Source organism: Streptosporangium sp. NPDC001681 (genome assembly GCF_040298085.1).
Taxonomy (GTDB): Bacteria; Actinomycetota; Actinomycetes; order Streptosporangiales; family Streptosporangiaceae; genus Streptosporangium.
The window spans coordinates 1-15,501 of sequence record NZ_JBEOZN010000187.1 but is presented as its reverse complement, the minus strand read 5'-3'; the positions used below and the strand labels follow the sequence as shown (position 1 = coordinate 15,501).

Here is a 15,501-nt window from a genome sequence, read left to right as displayed (position 1 = left end):
TGTTTTGTTTGTTTGTTGTTGTGTGTCTGGGCCGGCGCCCCCCCCCCCCCGGGGGGGGGGCGCCCCCCCCCCCCGGCGTGGCGTGCGTTCTTGGGCGTGTGGCCCGGAGGGTTGAAGGCGCGTGCTTCAGAGCTTGCGGAGGACCGCCACGACCTTGCCGAGCACGGTGGCCTCGTCACCCGGGATCGGGTCGTAGTTGGGGTTGTGCGGGACCAGCCAGACGTGGCCGTCCCTGCGCTTGAAGGTCTTGACCGTGGCCTCGCCGTCGATCATCGCCGCGACCACGTCACCGTTGTCGGCCACCGGCTGCTGGCGTACGACCACCCAGTCGCCGTTGGCGATGGCGGCCTCGATCATCGAGTCTCCGGTCACCTGGAGGAGGAAGAGCGTGCCCTCGCCGACGAGTTGCTTGGGCAGGGCGAAGACATCCTCGATGCTCTCCTCGGCGAGGATCGGGCCACCGGCGGCGATCCGGCCGACGAGTGGCACGTAGGCGGCGGTCGGGCGGCTGACCGGGGTCTCGTCCTCGCCGGAGTCGGGATCCACCCACAGCACGGGCTCGCCGGGAAGGCGCACCTCCAGAGCACGGGGGCGGTGCGGGTCACGCCGCAGGTAGCCCTTGCGCTGCAAAGCCGTCAACTGGTGCGACACGCTGGAGGTGCTGGTGAGCTGCACCGCCTCACCGATCTCCCGCATGGACGGCGGGTAACCGCGCTGCTGCACGGAGTCGCGGATCACTTCAAGGATCTTCCGCTGCCTGGGGGTGAGGCCAAGGGAGTCACGCCTTCGCACCGCCAGATCGCTGGCGGCCGAACCGTTCTCGTTGTGCTGGCTCATACGAACTCCTCGCCTCCCGGCCTGTATCTGATATGTCGCACACAGCGACCATACAACGGCCGAAGATCATATTCAAACAATTGTTCGAATGTCCTCGATATCGGCGGCGCCGTGGTGTACAACATCGTACGGGAGTTCGATCGACATCGTGTTCGATTCACCGATCTTTCTTCGACATGTGTTCGGCCAGGTCGAGGGGATGGGGGCCACCGTGAAACCGACCGCGACGACACCACGATCCATGGCCGTGCCGAGATCCCGGACCGTGCGGCGGTCGCCGGGGGCACCGCTGCTGCGCCTGGTGCCGCCACCGAGATCGGAGCCCGCTCCCGCGCCGGAATCAGGCAGGGGGGCCGGGGCTGGGCGGAGCCCGGAAGGCGGAAGGGTGCCGGGGCGGCCCGGGCGCGAGCGGGCGGCCGGGCGGCCCCGGGAGCCGGAGGCCGGGTGTGAGCCGAGGCCGAGACTCGGGCGTGGCGCGAGGCGTGGGCATGGGCCGGAGCCTCGGCGGGGGCTTGGACACGGGGTGCCGGGGCGGGTGCCCGGGGCGGGAGCGGTTCGTGCCGGCGTCCGCCGCCCGGGTGCCGCCCGGCCCCGGACCGCCGGGCGGCCGCTCCGGCTCACCCGGCGTGGGAGGATCGTGGTGGTGACGGTGCTCGTACTGTTCACCCTGGGGATGCTCTGGGTCGGCGGGCGCATCGACACGGCCCTGGCGGGCGAGCGGACGGGTCACGGGGGGCTGCCCCGGATCACGGTGCACGCGGGTGACACGCTGTGGGAGATCGCGGACGCGTTGACGCAGGAGGGCGACGCCGGTCGGGCGGTCCATCGCATCATGGACCTCAACGGGCTGGCCGACTCCGAGGTCCGGCCCGGAACCCGGCTCTATCTCCCCGAGGACCTCATCCGCTGAGAAGAGGCGCATTCCGTGGGGCGCGTGGGATTTGGCCGGTGGGGTTCGAGGAAGGTGTGGGCGAGCCGCGCGGGAGGGTCCGATGAGGGTCCTGCCTGACATATCGTCTGGGACGCATGTGAGGGAAGGGGCGCGGAGTGCGTCGCCCGAGGGGCGACACGCCGAGACGTGACGGCTGATCAGCGACTTCGTGTGGCGAGGGCCTTTCAACTTGCGTTCATGGTCGCGCACTTCTACCGTTAGACCACAACATCTAGTGGCTGCACCACAACACTTCACCACAGATTGTGTTTCCATTACCGCATCTCGACTATTCGAGGGGCGTGCGCGAGCGTCTCGACATGCGCGCCATGGGGCAGGTGAGGTGGGTGAGCCGCTCTCGCAGCTCAAGGAGGCGACGCGCGTGCACTGTCCGTTCTGTCGTCATCCGGACACGCGAGTCATCGACAGCAGGGCCACCGAGGACGGCGGTGCCATCCGCCGCAGGCGCACCTGCCCGGAGTGCGGGCGCAGGTTCACCACACAGGAGACGGTCCTGCTCATGGTGAGCAAGCGCAGTGGCGTGACGGAGCCGTTCTTCAGGGACAAGGTGATCGCCGGGGTCCGGCGGGCCTGCCAGGGGCGGCCCGTCGGCGAGGACTCCCTGGCGCAGCTGGGCCAGCGGGTCGAGGAGAGCATCCGGGCCACCGGATGCGCCGAGATCGCGGCCCACGAGGTCGGGCTGGCGATCCTGGGGCCGCTCCGCGAACTGGACGAGGTGGCGTACCTGCGGTTCGCCTCCGTCTACCGGGGGTTCGAGACCCTGGCCGACTTCGAGGCGGAGATCGAGCAGCTCCGGGCGGGGCGCTCCAGCGGGCAAGACTGAGAAAGACCCTGGGCGCCGGGGGTAAGCGGCGTGTTGGTGTGGTCCGATATGAGGGCTCGCGGAGCCCCAGGAGGGGGAAGTCATGACGGAGACCGCCGGCGCGGTGGCACGTGGGAGCAAGCGGCCGCGCAAGGGCCTGAGGATGAAGCGCATCTTCACCACCCCAGGCGTGCACCCCTATGACGAGCTGTCCTGGGAGCGCCGTGACGTCGTCATGACCAACTGGCGCGACGGCTCGGTCAACTTCGAGCAGCGCGACGTCGAGTTCCCCCAGTCGTGGTCGGTCAACGCCGCCAACATCGTGACCACCAAGTACTTCCGCGGCGCGGTCGGCACCCCGCAGCGGGAGTGGAGCCTCAAGCAGCTGATCGACCGCGTGGTGGGCGTCTACACCCGTACGGCGGTCGAGCACGGCTACTTCGCCGGCGAGGAGGACGTGGAGATCTTCGACCACGAGCTCAAGCACGCTCTGGTCAACCAGGTCTTCAGCTTCAACTCCCCCGTCTGGTTCAACGTCGGCACGGCGTCGCCGCAGCAGGTCAGCGCCTGCTTCATCCTGGCCGTCGACGACCAGATGGAGTCGATCCTCGACTGGTACAAGGAAGAGGGTGTGATCTTCAAGGGCGGTTCCGGTTCCGGCGTCAACCTCTCCAGGATCCGCTCCTCCAAGGAGCTTCTCTCCAGCGGCGGCACCGCCAGCGGCCCGGTCTCCTTCATGCGCGGAGCGGACGCCTCCGCGGGCACCATCAAGTCCGGCGGCGCCACCCGCCGCGCCGCCAAGATGGTGGTCCTCGACGTCGACCACCCCGACATCGAGGAGTTCGTCGAGACCAAGGCGCGCGAGGAGGACAAGATCCGCGCCCTCCGTGACGCCGGGTTCGACATGGACCTGGGCGGCAAGGACATCGTCTCGGTCCAGTACCAGAACGCCAACAACTCCGTGCGCGTCTCCGACGAGTTCATGCGCGCGGTGGAGCAGGGCGAGGAATTCGGCTTGCGTGCCCGGCTCACCGGCGAGGTCATCGAGAAGGTCGACGCCAGGAGCCTGTTCCGCAAGATGGGCAAGGCCGCGTGGGAGTGCGCCGACCCCGGCGTCCAGTACGACGACACGATCAACGATTGGCACACCAGCCCCGAGACGGGCCGCATCACCGCCAGCAACCCCTGCTCGGAGTACCTGCACCTGGACAACTCCTCGTGCAACCTGGCGAGCATCAACCTGCTGAAGTTCCTGAGAGACGACGACACCTTCGACATCGCGAACTTCGTGAAGATCACTGAGCTGATCATCACCGCGATGGACGTCTCCATCACCTTCGCCGACTTCCCGACCGAGAAGATCGGCGAGACCACTCGTGCCTACCGCCAGCTCGGCATCGGCTACGCCAACCTCGGCGCGCTGCTCATGGCCACCGGCCACGCCTACGACTCCGAGGGCGGCCGCGCCCTGGCCGGAGCCATCACCTCGCTGATGACCGGCGCCTCCTACCGCCGCAGCGCGGAACTGGCCGCGGTCGTGGGCCCGTACGACGGCTACGCCCGCAACGCCGACGCGCACAAGCGGGTCATGCGCAAGCACAACGACGCCAACGAGGCTCTGCGCACGTTCGAGAAGATGGACGGCGACATCCACCACGAGGCCTCCAAGCAGTGGGCCGAGTGCCTCAGGCTCGGTGAGAGGAACGGCTACCGCAACGCCCAGGCCTCGCTGCTCGCGCCCACCGGGACCATCGGCCTGATGATGGACTGCGACACCACCGGCATCGAGCCCGACCTCGCCCTGGTCAAGTTCAAGAAGCTCGTCGGCGGCGGTTCCATGCAGATCGTCAACCAGACGATCCCGCGCGCGCTCCGGCAGCTGGGCTACCAGGAGGAGCAGATCGAGGCGATCGTCGAGTTCATCGCCGAGCACGGCCACGTCGTCGACGCCCCCGGCCTGCGCCGCGAGCACTACGAGGTGTTCGACTGCGCCATGGGCGAGCGCGCGATCGCCCCCATGGGGCACGTCCGGATGATGGCCGCGGCCCAGCCGTTCCTGTCCGGCGCCATCTCCAAGACCGTCAACCTCCCCCAGTCCGCCACTATCGAGGACATCGAGCAGGTCTACATGGAGGGCTGGAAGCTTGGCCTGAAGGCCCTCGCGGTCTATCGTGACAACTGCAAGGTCGGCCAGCCCCTCTCGGCCGCCGGCAGGAAGACCGAGGCGAAGGAGGCTGTCGCCGAGCCGGAGATCCAGGTCGTGGAGATCAGCCGCCCGACCCGTCGCCGGATGCCGAACCAGCGTCCCAGCACCACCACCCGCTTCACCGTGGGCGGCGCCAAGGGCTACATGACCGCCTCCTCCTACCCCGACGACGGCCTCGGCGAGGTCTTCCTGAAGATGTCCAAGCAGGGCTCGACCCTCGCGGGCGTCATGGACGCGTTCTCGGTGGCCATCTCCATCGGCCTGCAGTACGGGGTGCCGCTGGAGACCTACGTCGGCAAGTTCGTCAACATGCGCTTCGACCCGGCCGGCATGACCGACGACCCGGACATCCGGATAGCGGCCTCGGTGATGGACTACATCTTCCGCCGCCTGGCCCTGGACCACCTGCCCTACGACGACCGTGCCGCCCTCGGTATCTTCTCCGCCTCCGAGCGCGCCGCCCAGCAGCGCGGTGAGGACCCGGCCCCGATCCACGCCGACGAGGTCATCGCCGAGCTCGCCACCTCGGCCCCCATCGAGGAGCCCCAGGCCCGAGCCGAAGCGGTGCCGGTGGAAACCCCGCGGCGGGCCGGCTCCCTGGAGTCCCACCAGGGCCGCACCGCCGACGCGCCGCTCTGCATGACCTGCGGCACCAAGATGCGCCCCGCGGGCAGCTGCTACGTCTGCGAGGGCTGCGGCTCCACCAGCGGCTGCAGCTGATTCCGGGCAGAAAAGCAGCATTGGATACAGAGGTCGAATCTGCATAGTCCCTGGTGATGAAGGGGGTCGGAATCACGTCCGGCTCCCTTGCGGTGTTTTCGTGGCAGTGAACTGTTCGCTGACCTGGAGAAGCCGGAGTTCTTCCGTCACGGCTCGACAGGCTTTTCCGCTACCCACGATGAGGTGCGCCTTGCTTGGGCGAGCCATGCAGGCCCGAGGTTCGATTGAGGTCAGGGAGCTATGGCCGACACGTTCAATTCGCTTTTCGATGGGGTTGTCAACTTCCGGCGAGCAGGCTGACTCGTCGATGTATCGCTAAAAGCGGGATCCCTGCCCACGATGTGGTGGGCGGGCCCATTGCGCTCTGGCGGCCCATCTCGTCGGGTTGGCGGACTGCCAGGCATGGTCGATACTTCCGATCATGAGCGAATCATCGGGTCGGGCCTCTCTGGCCAGGAGCGCTCTGGTAGGGCTCGTCGTCGGTGTGGTGGTCGCCGTCATCTGGACCGACGACGTAATGGGCCGCAGAGGGCTGGGCCGCTTCGTTGTCAGTGCCGTCTGGCCTAACAAGTCGGCACCCTCCGAAGGACTGGGCGGCGTCATCAACGGTATCGCGATCATCGTGGTCCCGATCCTGCTCAGCGGGATCTTGGCGCGGTCGGCCAAGATCTCCCGGTGGTGGCCGGTGGCACTCGCCGGATCCGCGGCCTTCGGGGCGCTGGCCTCGGGGCTGTTCGCGCTTGTCCCTTTCCACAGGGCGGCCTATGGCCTGCCCGAACCGCTCTTCGGGATCATCTTTCTCGTGGCCGGTGTCGCGGGGTACGCCGCGGCTGCCTGGATGGTCATGCCGCGTACCGCCCTGCCGCGGATCCTCCTCGCGGGAGCGATGATCGCCTTTCCGGTCGGTGCCGCCCAGGTCTCGGATCGCGTACAGCACTGGCACCGGGTCTGGGACCTGGGCACGATGGGAGTGTCGCTGGTCTCCCTGGATATCCCCGGCCGTCGGTACGTGGCGGGTTTATGGCGGCTCGGTCCAGAGGGTGGAGGCCCGGCAGTCGAGCTCTCCTATCGCCTGGACACCCCCCGCACCATCATCCATCGCTTCTACAAACCCAGCTTCAATCTGCGGGAGGAGTGGGAGATGCAGGTGTTCATCCGTGCCACGGCGGCTACCCCCGGCCAAGCGTGCGCCGCACGGTATCTGAAAGCCACGCGGCATCTGAAACCCGCCTGGGCTGTTCACGTCAGCGCCAGCGACACCTGCCGACCGCTGTCCGATGGTCGCGTCCTGTGGATCATTGATGACAGGCCCGTGGCCCTGTTCGCCAGACACGGCGATGTGCTGCTTCAGATCAGCAGTCTCGTCGTGACCGAGGCGGAACTGCTCGCCACCACCGACCATGTCCGGCCAACGACCGCCCGCGAGTTGCTTGGCCGAACCGGAGGGCGTCGCTAGATCTCGCCCTTTCGTTGTACTTTGCCGAGGCTTCGGAATCTCCACACGACCACCCGTTCGGCGCCGCTTCGGACATCACGCTTGAAGGGGGCATGGCTGAGGCATACTTTCCCGCGGACGCGCCCATCGCCCTCGCACTGCTCGCACTGTGGGGCGGTACCCGGCCGGTGGCGCCGAATACCGCAGCCCACAAATAAGTGCTCTGTCCCAGTATTCTGGGCAGAAAAGCAGCGCTGGATATGGAAGCCAAACCTGCATAATGCTCGTTAGGAAGGGGGCCGGAGTCGAGTCCGGCCCCCTTCTGGCGTTTTCAGAAGGTCGTAGCGGTGAAAGAAGGGCAGTCGATGGCCGATGCGGACGGTCGGCGAGAAGCGCGAACGGCCGAGCAGGTGCGAGAGTACCTGTTCACTCAGATCAATTCGGCCCTTCGTCGGCCAGGCATGTTCGGCGGAGAGATCGCCCTAAGAATCTACTTCGACGCAATGGCATTCACGGATGATCGTGAACAAGTCTGGAGTGAGGAACAAGTTTCCCTTCGTGCTCGGAGGGCTTTTCTCTCCACGGGAGTTCGGGGAGCCTTCGAGTCTCTCTGGGGTGCCGGAACCGATGACATGGCCGCGTCCGTCTATGCCGAGTTCGCCCATCGTCACGGATGGCTCCGGCTGGACCGTACCCTGTCGCGGGACGGGTACGACAAACTGATCGGTGCCAACAAGGCTTGGTGTGAGCGCGATCGAACCCTTCGGACAGACCCTCGATATGTTCGGGCCGCCGTCTGTCTACTGCGGTGGCACGAACCCGTACTTCCCCAAGACCTTGGTATATGCGACTGGGCACCCCCAGGATTCTTTGCTCTGCTTCCATTTCTGGAACGAGTTCCTTCGTTTGCGTACGGATCAGACCGCATTGTACGGCGAGCCCATGCTTCTGGCCGTCCGTGGCGGGGGTTCCGACTTCGCCGACAGCTTTACTTTCACGCCTGTCGGCACGAACCAGTGCCAGGGAGCCCGGAGAAGCGATCAGCTTTCCGAATAGGTGTCCTATGCTCCAAGCGGACAGGCGGTAGTCGTCGAGGAGGGCGATATGGCATGAGACGGCTATCCATGGCGAGTGTGGTCGAACGGCGGCTCCTGGTGAACTACCGGGTCGATCCAGAAATCGCCGCACGTTTGCTGCCGATGCCACTGCGGCCTCAGCAGGTCGTCGGCAACATGGACCCCGGTCCAGTCAATGCGGGTTACGACGCCGGACCGCAGGCACGCCGGAAACACCGAACCTTCCGAATAAGCGCACTCCCTCAGTACCCTCGGCGCTGTCGAGGAATGAAATGCCTGGTCAAACGGGACCTGTTGAGTTCCACACCCGGCTTCGGCCGATATGACCTCCCACTGTTAATGTGATTGATGCCGCTAGTGCTTGCCTGGTGAAATCGACAGATGATCGGAAAGACGCTGTGGGAGCGGCAGCTTCATCAGAGGGGGTCCGCTTCGGCGTTGGCGGTGACGGAAGACCGCGTCGTCCTCCATGAGCGCCACACTCGGCTTGTCTGCCTGGACCGTCACGACTGCTCGGTCCGCTGGGACGTTCCGATAGGAACCTGGCCGCGTGCCGTCGTGGTCGCCAGTGATCGTTGCCTGGTTCTGCCGCAGGACACCGATCAACTGTTCTGTCTCGATCTCACTACGGGATCTGTGGTGTGGCGCGCCGGGTTGCCGCAATACTCGGGGCATGTCGTAGCTATTGCGGAGACGGTCGTCGTCGGCGGCTGGCGTGGTTACACACCCATGTCTGCTTTCGACCTGAAGGACGGACGGTCTCTGTGGCGGACACGGCGGCGCATGGCCACGGTGCTTCCTCTGCCCTGGGATGGCGGCGTGCTGTTGGGAGACGGCTCGGAAGCGTGGCTGATCGATCCACGAGATGGCAGGGAACTGGGCCGCTGGCGGTTGCCGGAGCCATTGGTCGAAACCGACGGTCATTCGGCGTTCACCATGATCAGCCCTGACCGTTGCCTGGTGCCGTGCGGCCCGCGATCCGTTGCGAGCATTCGACTGTCATCGGGTCTCGTCGAGCGGTTCTTCCGTCACGATGCCGACCTCTCGTCCTCGGCCGCCCAGTTCACCGGCGGTGTGGTGTGGCTGCGAGAACGAGGGGCCGGTTATCTCGCCGTCGACCCCGAAGCCGGATCGGTGTTGTGGAACGTGGACGTCAGGCAGCCACTCGTCGGTGAGGTGGTCCGAGACAGCGAGGGGTTCGTAGTGGCCGGCGCGGGCGGCCTGCTCTTCCGCCTGCGGTCTGATGGGCACGTCCTGGAGCGGTCCTCATCGGTCACCAGGGTGGCCGCATTGCGAGACCTTGGAGCAGGGGAGATGCTCATGGTGACCAAGGGAACCCTGAGGATGATCGCCATCGACTCACACTGGCGAGGTGAATGACGCAGGAATACCGCAGCCCACGAATAAGTGCTCTGCCCCGGCATTTTGGGCGCGCTTCGGATGTGAGACACCCGGTCAGAGGCGGGGCGTCGGCGAAGGTCCGGTGCCCCGCCTCCGGCTGTCTGTGGGCTTTGCCGCCTCGGACCCGCACCGCTCGCGGCGCGACTCGGGTGTCCCGCAACCGGAGGAGCCGACCTCCCGTGCGGTGAGGGCTCCGCGGCTGATCGGACAGGCATGGTCATCCCGGCGCCGAGGGGCGCGACGATCATTCCCGAGATGACGCGCGGGCCGGGTTCCTCGTCGAGCACCATCGTTCCCGGCAGCAGGTATCCGACGATGGCGGCGCTGGTCGTGCCCTCGTCCGAGATGAGCCGGTAGTTGAGGTAGAAGGTGACCGACCTATGAGTCGGGCACACCGAGCGGCTGGCGATACGCTACTTCGCCACGGCGGGCGCCACTCTGATGGCGCCCGCGCTCGCCCGGCTTCGCCAGGAGCATCCGGGCGTGCGAGTCGACCTCGGGATGACCGACCCCGAAGACCCGCTGGGGGAGGCGACGCGGGGCCGTGCCGACCTTGGCCATCGCGATCCGATCCCATAACCGGCTGCACGAGGGCGTCCACACATCCAAGTCCGAAAATGAACGTTAAACCCATTTTTGGATTGACCATAAGGATTCATAAGAAGACGTAATTATTTGATAAGGCGCGCCGGTCACTCTCTGCCTTATGCAACCGCTCGGTTCCCGCAAGGATCCGGCGGTAGTGCTCTATCGAGCTTCTTCTCGCATTGACCAGGAGGTTTTGTGAAGAAGGTAGTTGGGCTGGCGGCATTCGCCCTGGCCGCCACCCTGATGGGTGCTGTAGCGCCGGCGACGGCCGTGGCCGATCCGCTGCCCCCCGGCCAGTCGGCCAAGCTCAAGGCCGAAGAGTCGGCCGCCACCATGGACGGGCTCAAGCGGACGCTCGCCGAGCAGATCGCCCGCAGGCTCGACAACGGTGAGTTCAGGGCGGTGCTCAACCGCGAGCTGGCGGGTGACGGCCAGGCCGACCTGGCCGCGTTGTTCGCCTCCGTGCCAGGCGCGCAGGACCTGACCGACTACACCCGCCAGGCTGACAGCAAGATCCTGCAGTTGAAGGGTCTCCAGGCCGAAGGCGAGGGCGAGTCGCTGCTGGAGGTCTCGGCCGACCCCGCCACGGTCAAGCGGGTCGCCGCGGGCGAGAAGCCACTGGTCATGTTCACCCCGTCCAAGGACGAGAAGTTCGTTCGCACCGTCACCGCCTACGACTCGGCCGGTCGCACTCACGAGCTCGATGCCCGCCGGGCTCCCAGGCAGGCGGTGCTCGTCGTGGGCCTGAACGAGCGCAAGACCGCCGAGCTGGGCCAGCAGGTCATCCGCAAGGCTCTCACCGAGGCCGGCGTCACCGGAGTCGACCGTAAGGCCGATGAGGCCCAGCAGCCTACGGCGCAGGCCGCGGGAACGCCCCGCTGGGCAGCCCAGATCTATCGCATCACCAACTACAACGACCACGAGCCCTGGTACAAGGGCGGACCGGAGATCTACGCCTGGACCATGGGCGCCGGGACCGATGGTAAGGCTCGGGTCGACACCATCGAGATGCCCTACATCACCGATGAGGGCACGACCTACAACAACGTGAACCAGGTCCTGATCGAGTGGTCCAACTTCAGCTGGACCGCCGTCGACGTCGTCTTCATGGAGCGCGACGACAACGCCGACCTGTCCGCCTTGGCCAAGGCCATCGTCGAAGGCGCGCTCGTCATCAGCGGAAACGGCCAGTACGTCGCGGTCGCCGACAAGGTCATCAGCGGCCTGCCCAGCGACTGGGTCACCGACAGCGACGACTGGGTCGACTCCTGCTACAGCGTCCAGGCCGGCCGTGCCGGACAGATCAAGTCCATGCCCTGCGCCGCCCGCCCGGTTGGCATGGAGGTACGCCTGATCTCCAACTGGATCTGACGAGTCCGGCTTCGGCCCGACAGGTTGACCGCCGCGGCCCCGGTGACACACCGGGGCCGCGGCCTGTGTTCCCGGCCATGCCGCGGAGGCTGTGCCCGGGTACGAAGATGACCGTAGATCGGGGTGCCCGGTGGAGTCCGATGGATGTCCTCATCGGCCGGCCGTGCTCAGAGGCGTGGTCCCGTGCCCGCCTCCGGGACGTCGGGTCACATCACCCAGCGGCTCTCGGCCTTCCTGCCCGCCCCGGTCACCACCGTGACACGCCCCGCCGGCGATCCAGGCGTGGATGTCGGCACTGCCTTCCGAGGGAACCTGACAGCCGGCGGCGTGGGACCGTCGGGACTGCCGTACACCGTCCTGCGCACGACGCGGTTCCACAACCTGCTGGTACTCGTGCTGGGGCAGCCGGCGAGGTCCGGGATCCTGCTGGTCCCCGCGGGGACGGACTTCCAGCCGGTGGAGGTCACCGAGGTCGCCGCAGGCTGGTGGAGCCGGCGCTGGGCGCGCCCGCCGGGTGGGTGCCCGACATGGGTGGCCCGGAGATCGTGAGCGCGGCCGAGCTGGCGCGGACCTATCCGCGGGTCACCGGCGGGCGCGGGCCCGTCATACCGCTGCTCGTACCCGGCAGGATCGCCGCCGCCTTCCGGTGTGGCGTGCACCTCGCACCCGACCGCCCAGCCGGGTGCGGGACCTTCGCGGACTTCGTCTCCGTGGCCGTCGGCCCGAGCGGATACGAGGCGGCGGGGTCTCCGCTCCGTCTGGCACCCTGATCAGGTGATCGAGGAGTTCGAGGCGGAGCGGCCGAAGATGTTCGGCCTGGCCTATCGGATGCTCGGTTCGGCGGCTGAGGCCGAGGACGTCGTCCAGGACGCCTACCTGCGCTGGAGCGGTGCCGAGCGTGAGCACATCGGTTCCCCCGGAGCCTGGCTGGCCAAGGTGGTCACCAACCTCTGTCTCAACCGGCTGACCGCCGCCCGTGCCACCCGCGAGCGCTATGTCGGCTTCTGGCTCCCCGAGCCCGCGCCGACCGGCGCGCTCGGCCCGATGGAGACCGCCGAGCAGCGCGACGCGGTGTCCATGGCCTTCATGCTCCTGCTGGAGCGGCTCACCCCGGCCGAGCGGGCCGTCTTCGTGCTGCGGGAGGCGTTCTCCTACGGCTACCGCGAGATCGCCGACGTGCTTGATCTGTCCGAGGCCAACTGCCGCCAGTTGTACGGCAGGGCCCGGCGCAGGGTCGGTGAGCGTCCGAGGTTCGACGCCCCAGGCGAGCAGCGGCGAAGGATCGTGGAACGGTTCCTGGCGGCCGCCAGGAGTGGCGACCTGGCGGGGCTGGAGCGGCTGCTCGCCGACGACGTGATCGCCTGGGCCGACGGCGGTGGCAGGGTGCGCGCCGCGCTGCGGCCGATCACCGGCAGGGAGAAGGTCGTCCGCTACCTCACCGGGATCGCCGGAAGGTTCGGGCAGGCGGCGGAGTTCACCCATGCCGATGTCAACGGTCAGGACGCGGTCCTCGTCCGGCGCGGGGGAGAGGTCATCGCGATCTTCGTGATCGAGGTCTCCGCCGAGACCGTCGTCGGCCTGCGTGCCGTGTTCAATCCGGAAAAGCTGTCACATTTGCAGGGGGTCGCCGGTTCGTAGGGGTATGACAGAAAACATCCTGGTAACCGGTGGTACCGGGGTCCTCGGGCGCCATGTCGTGGACCGTTTCGCCAAGACCGGTCATCCCGTCCGAGTGCTGAGCCGCACCCGCGAGCCCTACATCGGAGACCTGAGGACGGGAGCGGGACTCGGCCCCGCTCTCGAAGGGGTCGATACGATCGTGCACCTCGCCAGTGACCCGCGCGACTCCTCGGCGGACGTCGAGGCAGCCCGGCGGCTGATCGCCGCGACGCCCCCCGAGACCCACCTGGTCTACGTCTCCATCGTCGGCGTCGACCGGCATCCGTACACGTATTACCGGCGCAAGCACGAGGTCGAGAGGTTGATCGAGAACTCGGGGCTGCCGTACACCATCCTGCGCACGACGCAGTTCCACAACCTGGTGGTGCTGATGCTGGGGAAGCTGGCGAGGTCCAGGGTCCTGCCGGTCCCCGCGGGGACGGACTTCCAGCCGGTGGAGGTCACCGAGGTCGCCGAGCGGCTGGTGGAACTGGCGCTGGGCGCGCCCGCCGGGCGGGTGCCCGACATGGGCGGCCCGGAGATCGTGAGCGCGGCCGAACTGGCGCGGACCTATCTGCGGGTCACCGGCGGGCGCGGGCTCGTCATGCCGCTGCCCGTACCCGGCAGGATCGCCGCCGCCTTCCGGCGCGGTGTGCACCTCGCGCCCGACCACCCCGACGGGCGCGGGACCTTCGCGGACTTCGTCTCCGTGGCCGCCGGCCGGAGCGGGTACGAGGCGGGGACGGAGGGGCGATGAACGAGACGGTCTCCACCGCGCGCGTGCCGTTCCGGACCGCGACCTGGTCGCGCGTCCTGCTCGCCGTCCTGGCCGTGACCGAGGCGGTCGTCGGTGGCTGGGCGCTGCTCGTGCCGCGCGGGTTCTACGACGGCTTCCCGCTGCCGGGTCATCCCTGGGTGGCGCTGCTGCCGCCCTACAACGAGCACCTCCTGCGGGACTTCGGCGGGCTCAACCTGGGCTTCGGCCTGATGCTCGCGGTGGCGGCGGTGACGCTCGACCGCCTGCTGATCCGTACGGTGCTCGCCGGATACCTGCTCTACTCGGTGCCGCACCTGACCTTCCACCTCGGTCACCTGGGGCACTTCGACATGGTGGACGCGGTGGGGCAGGTCGTCGTGCTCGCCTTCTGCGTGCTGACCCCCGCGATCCTGCTGTTCCTCACGCGGAAGGCACCGGGCGGCGAGTAGGCCCGAGGCCGCCGACGGCCGGGCCGTGCACGTGCGGACGGTCGGTGCCCGGGCACGGGAAGGGGCCGGAAACGGAGAAAGACCCGCCCGGGCGGGTCTTTCGCGATGGAGGTCAGGCGGCGGAGGTAGGGCCGCTCGTCTGTGGAAAGCGCAGAACGTTGCGGCCCGTGTAGGCGCTGAGATCGACCACCTTGGCGTCGCCGGTCACTCCACGGCGTGTCGCGGAACGAATATCCCTGATCTTGAGCCGTGCGACATATGGTGGCACGACCACAAGTCTCTTCATTGAGCCCCCCGGCGTGATGGTTCCGTTATATGAAATATCTACAGATCGCCGCATAAGACTGCCGTAAAGACCAGGTCAATAGGGGAGTGGGCGACCCGAGGGAGACCTCAGATCCAGGCCGGAGATGCGGGCGGGGCGGCGTGCGCCCCGCTGCCGGATGATCCTGGCGCGTCGAATGATCTTCCTCCCTCCTCGGGCTCGCCGTGCTATGCGTCGCCTGACACCGGCGTGCCCGGGGCTGGTGGGCCCGGCACGCGCGAAAGTCCGTGCGAGCCAACCTAGCCCGCCCCCGCCCTCTGGATCAACCGGTTTGGCTACGGAGGGACTCCGAAGACATGCGTACGGTGACGGCGGCTCGGGACTGGGCGCTGATCGCCGGGATCGTCACGACCCGTGCCGCCGGCACCTCCGGCCGACCGAGGCGGCTCACTCCCGGCGGCCACGGCACGACGTGTTTTTCGCGGCGTACGCGCGCCGAACGCGGCACGTCCGGTGCGGGCCCGGCTACTCTGACGACCAGTCGGCCCGTGGCGTCTCCGATCTCCGAACGGTCCTCCCCGACCGGCCGGAAGCAGGCATCCTGGTCGGTGTTCCCGGCCTCGTCGAGGCCGCCCAGTGGGCCACGGGCCATGCCGGCCGCGAGAGTTTCGTCACCGTTCACTCAAGGAGGGCGAGACGTGTTCGGAATGTTCGGCACTCCGCGAACTTCGTCGTCCTCGGGGGCGTCCAACCTGCCGTTGAACGGAGTGTGAGTTGAGCACGACACTTATCGACGGTGATCCGCAGCGGTTGGGCGGTTACTGGCTGGCCGGGCGGTTGGGTGCGGGTGGTCAGGGTGTGGTCTACGAGGCGTACGATGCCGCGGGCAGGCGTGTGGCGGTGAAGGTGTTGCACGGTGACGCCGGGAGTGATCCGGAGTTGCGTGAGCGGTTCGGTCGTGAGGCCGCCGCGGCTCGCCGGGT

The 15,501-nt window shown here is 67.6% G+C and carries 13 protein-coding genes and 1 pseudogene; 13 read left to right on the top strand and 1 reads right to left on the bottom strand.

The window, feature by feature from the left end; translation table 11 throughout:
- Positions 1–126 precede the first annotated feature (126 nt).
- On the bottom strand, positions 127–837 hold the full coding sequence (gene lexA / locus ABT130_RS44060; RefSeq protein WP_343972512.1) for a transcriptional repressor LexA: 711 nt from the start codon (positions 835–837) through the stop codon (positions 127–129).
- A gap of 643 nt (positions 838–1,480) precedes the next feature.
- Between lexA and ABT130_RS44055 the strand changes: the two genes are divergently transcribed.
- The 13 genes and pseudogenes from ABT130_RS44055 to ABT130_RS43995 all read left to right on the top strand — a co-directional run.
- Positions 1,481–1,747: a LysM peptidoglycan-binding domain-containing protein gene (locus ABT130_RS44055; RefSeq protein WP_350965927.1), complete on the top strand. Its 267-nt coding sequence runs from the start codon at positions 1,481–1,483 to the stop codon at positions 1,745–1,747.
- Between the two features lie 403 nt (positions 1,748–2,150).
- Positions 2,151–2,612, top strand: coding sequence for a transcriptional regulator NrdR (gene nrdR, locus ABT130_RS44050; RefSeq protein ID WP_350925962.1), 462 nt, complete (start codon positions 2,151–2,153; stop codon positions 2,610–2,612).
- Positions 2,613–2,694: 82 nt separating this feature from the next.
- Positions 2,695–5,517 (top strand): vitamin B12-dependent ribonucleotide reductase, encoded by a 2,823-nt coding sequence (locus tag ABT130_RS44045; protein WP_350965925.1) that lies wholly within the window; start codon positions 2,695–2,697, stop codon positions 5,515–5,517.
- Between the two features lie 421 nt (positions 5,518–5,938).
- Complete coding sequence (locus tag ABT130_RS44040) at positions 5,939–6,973, top strand: hypothetical protein (protein WP_350965923.1); 1,035 nt, start codon at positions 5,939–5,941, stop codon at positions 6,971–6,973.
- 1,436 nt (positions 6,974–8,409) lie between these two features.
- Positions 8,410–9,408 (top strand): outer membrane protein assembly factor BamB family protein, encoded by a 999-nt coding sequence (locus ABT130_RS44035; RefSeq protein WP_350965921.1) that lies wholly within the window; start codon positions 8,410–8,412, stop codon positions 9,406–9,408.
- A gap of 462 nt (positions 9,409–9,870) precedes the next feature.
- Entirely contained in the window at positions 9,871–10,008 is a 138-nt protein-coding gene (locus tag ABT130_RS44030) for a LysR substrate-binding domain-containing protein (protein ID WP_451935373.1), read from the top strand.
- 204 nt (positions 10,009–10,212) lie between these two features.
- Positions 10,213–11,388, top strand: a complete 1,176-nt coding sequence (locus tag ABT130_RS44025; protein ID WP_350965919.1) for a DUF3103 family protein — start codon at positions 10,213–10,215, stop codon at positions 11,386–11,388.
- Between the two features lie 183 nt (positions 11,389–11,571).
- Complete coding sequence (locus ABT130_RS44020; RefSeq protein ID WP_350965917.1) at positions 11,572–11,937, top strand: SDR family oxidoreductase; 366 nt, start codon at positions 11,572–11,574, stop codon at positions 11,935–11,937.
- Entirely contained in the window at positions 11,916–12,158 is a 243-nt protein-coding gene (locus tag ABT130_RS44015) for a hypothetical protein (protein WP_350965915.1), read from the top strand. Before ABT130_RS44020 ends, ABT130_RS44015 begins: the two co-directional genes overlap by 22 nt.
- Positions 12,159–12,162: 4 nt before the next feature.
- Entirely contained in the window at positions 12,163–13,026 is an 864-nt protein-coding gene (locus ABT130_RS44010) for an RNA polymerase sigma-70 factor (RefSeq protein ID WP_350925869.1), read from the top strand.
- A 4-nt stretch (positions 13,027–13,030) separates the two neighbouring features.
- The gene (locus ABT130_RS44005) at positions 13,031–13,804 is read left to right on the top strand and encodes an SDR family oxidoreductase (protein WP_350965913.1); all 774 of its coding nucleotides are present in this window, start codon (positions 13,031–13,033) and stop codon (positions 13,802–13,804) included.
- The gene (locus ABT130_RS44000) at positions 13,801–14,253 is read left to right on the top strand and encodes a hypothetical protein (protein ID WP_350925865.1); all 453 of its coding nucleotides are present in this window, start codon (positions 13,801–13,803) and stop codon (positions 14,251–14,253) included. The genes ABT130_RS44005 and ABT130_RS44000 overlap by 4 nt, the downstream gene beginning before the upstream one ends.
- Positions 14,254–15,292: 1,039 nt before the next feature.
- A pseudogene (locus ABT130_RS43995) lies at positions 15,293–15,501 on the top strand (serine/threonine protein kinase); the annotation flags it as partial.

Excerpts from the sequence above, each read along its gene's own strand:
- ABT130_RS44035 (WP_350965921.1), top strand. The coding sequence starts at position 8,410 with ATGATCGGAAAGACGCTGTGGGAGCGGCAGCTTCATCAGAGGGGGTCC.
- ABT130_RS44040 (WP_350965923.1), top strand. The coding sequence starts at position 5,939 with ATGAGCGAATCATCGGGTCGGGCCTCTCTGGCCAGGAGCGCTCTGGTA.
- ABT130_RS44015 (WP_350965915.1), top strand. The coding sequence starts at position 11,916 with ATGGGTGGCCCGGAGATCGTGAGCGCGGCCGAGCTGGCGCGGACCTAT.
- ABT130_RS44030 (WP_451935373.1), top strand. The coding sequence starts at position 9,871 with ATGGCGCCCGCGCTCGCCCGGCTTCGCCAGGAGCATCCGGGCGTGCGA.
- lexA (WP_343972512.1), bottom strand. The coding sequence starts at position 837 with ATGAGCCAGCACAACGAGAACGGTTCGGCCGCCAGCGATCTGGCGGTG.
- ABT130_RS44000 (WP_350925865.1), top strand. The coding sequence starts at position 13,801 with ATGAACGAGACGGTCTCCACCGCGCGCGTGCCGTTCCGGACCGCGACC.
- ABT130_RS44045 (WP_350965925.1), top strand. The coding sequence starts at position 2,695 with ATGACGGAGACCGCCGGCGCGGTGGCACGTGGGAGCAAGCGGCCGCGC.
- ABT130_RS44005 (WP_350965913.1), top strand. The coding sequence starts at position 13,031 with ATGACAGAAAACATCCTGGTAACCGGTGGTACCGGGGTCCTCGGGCGC.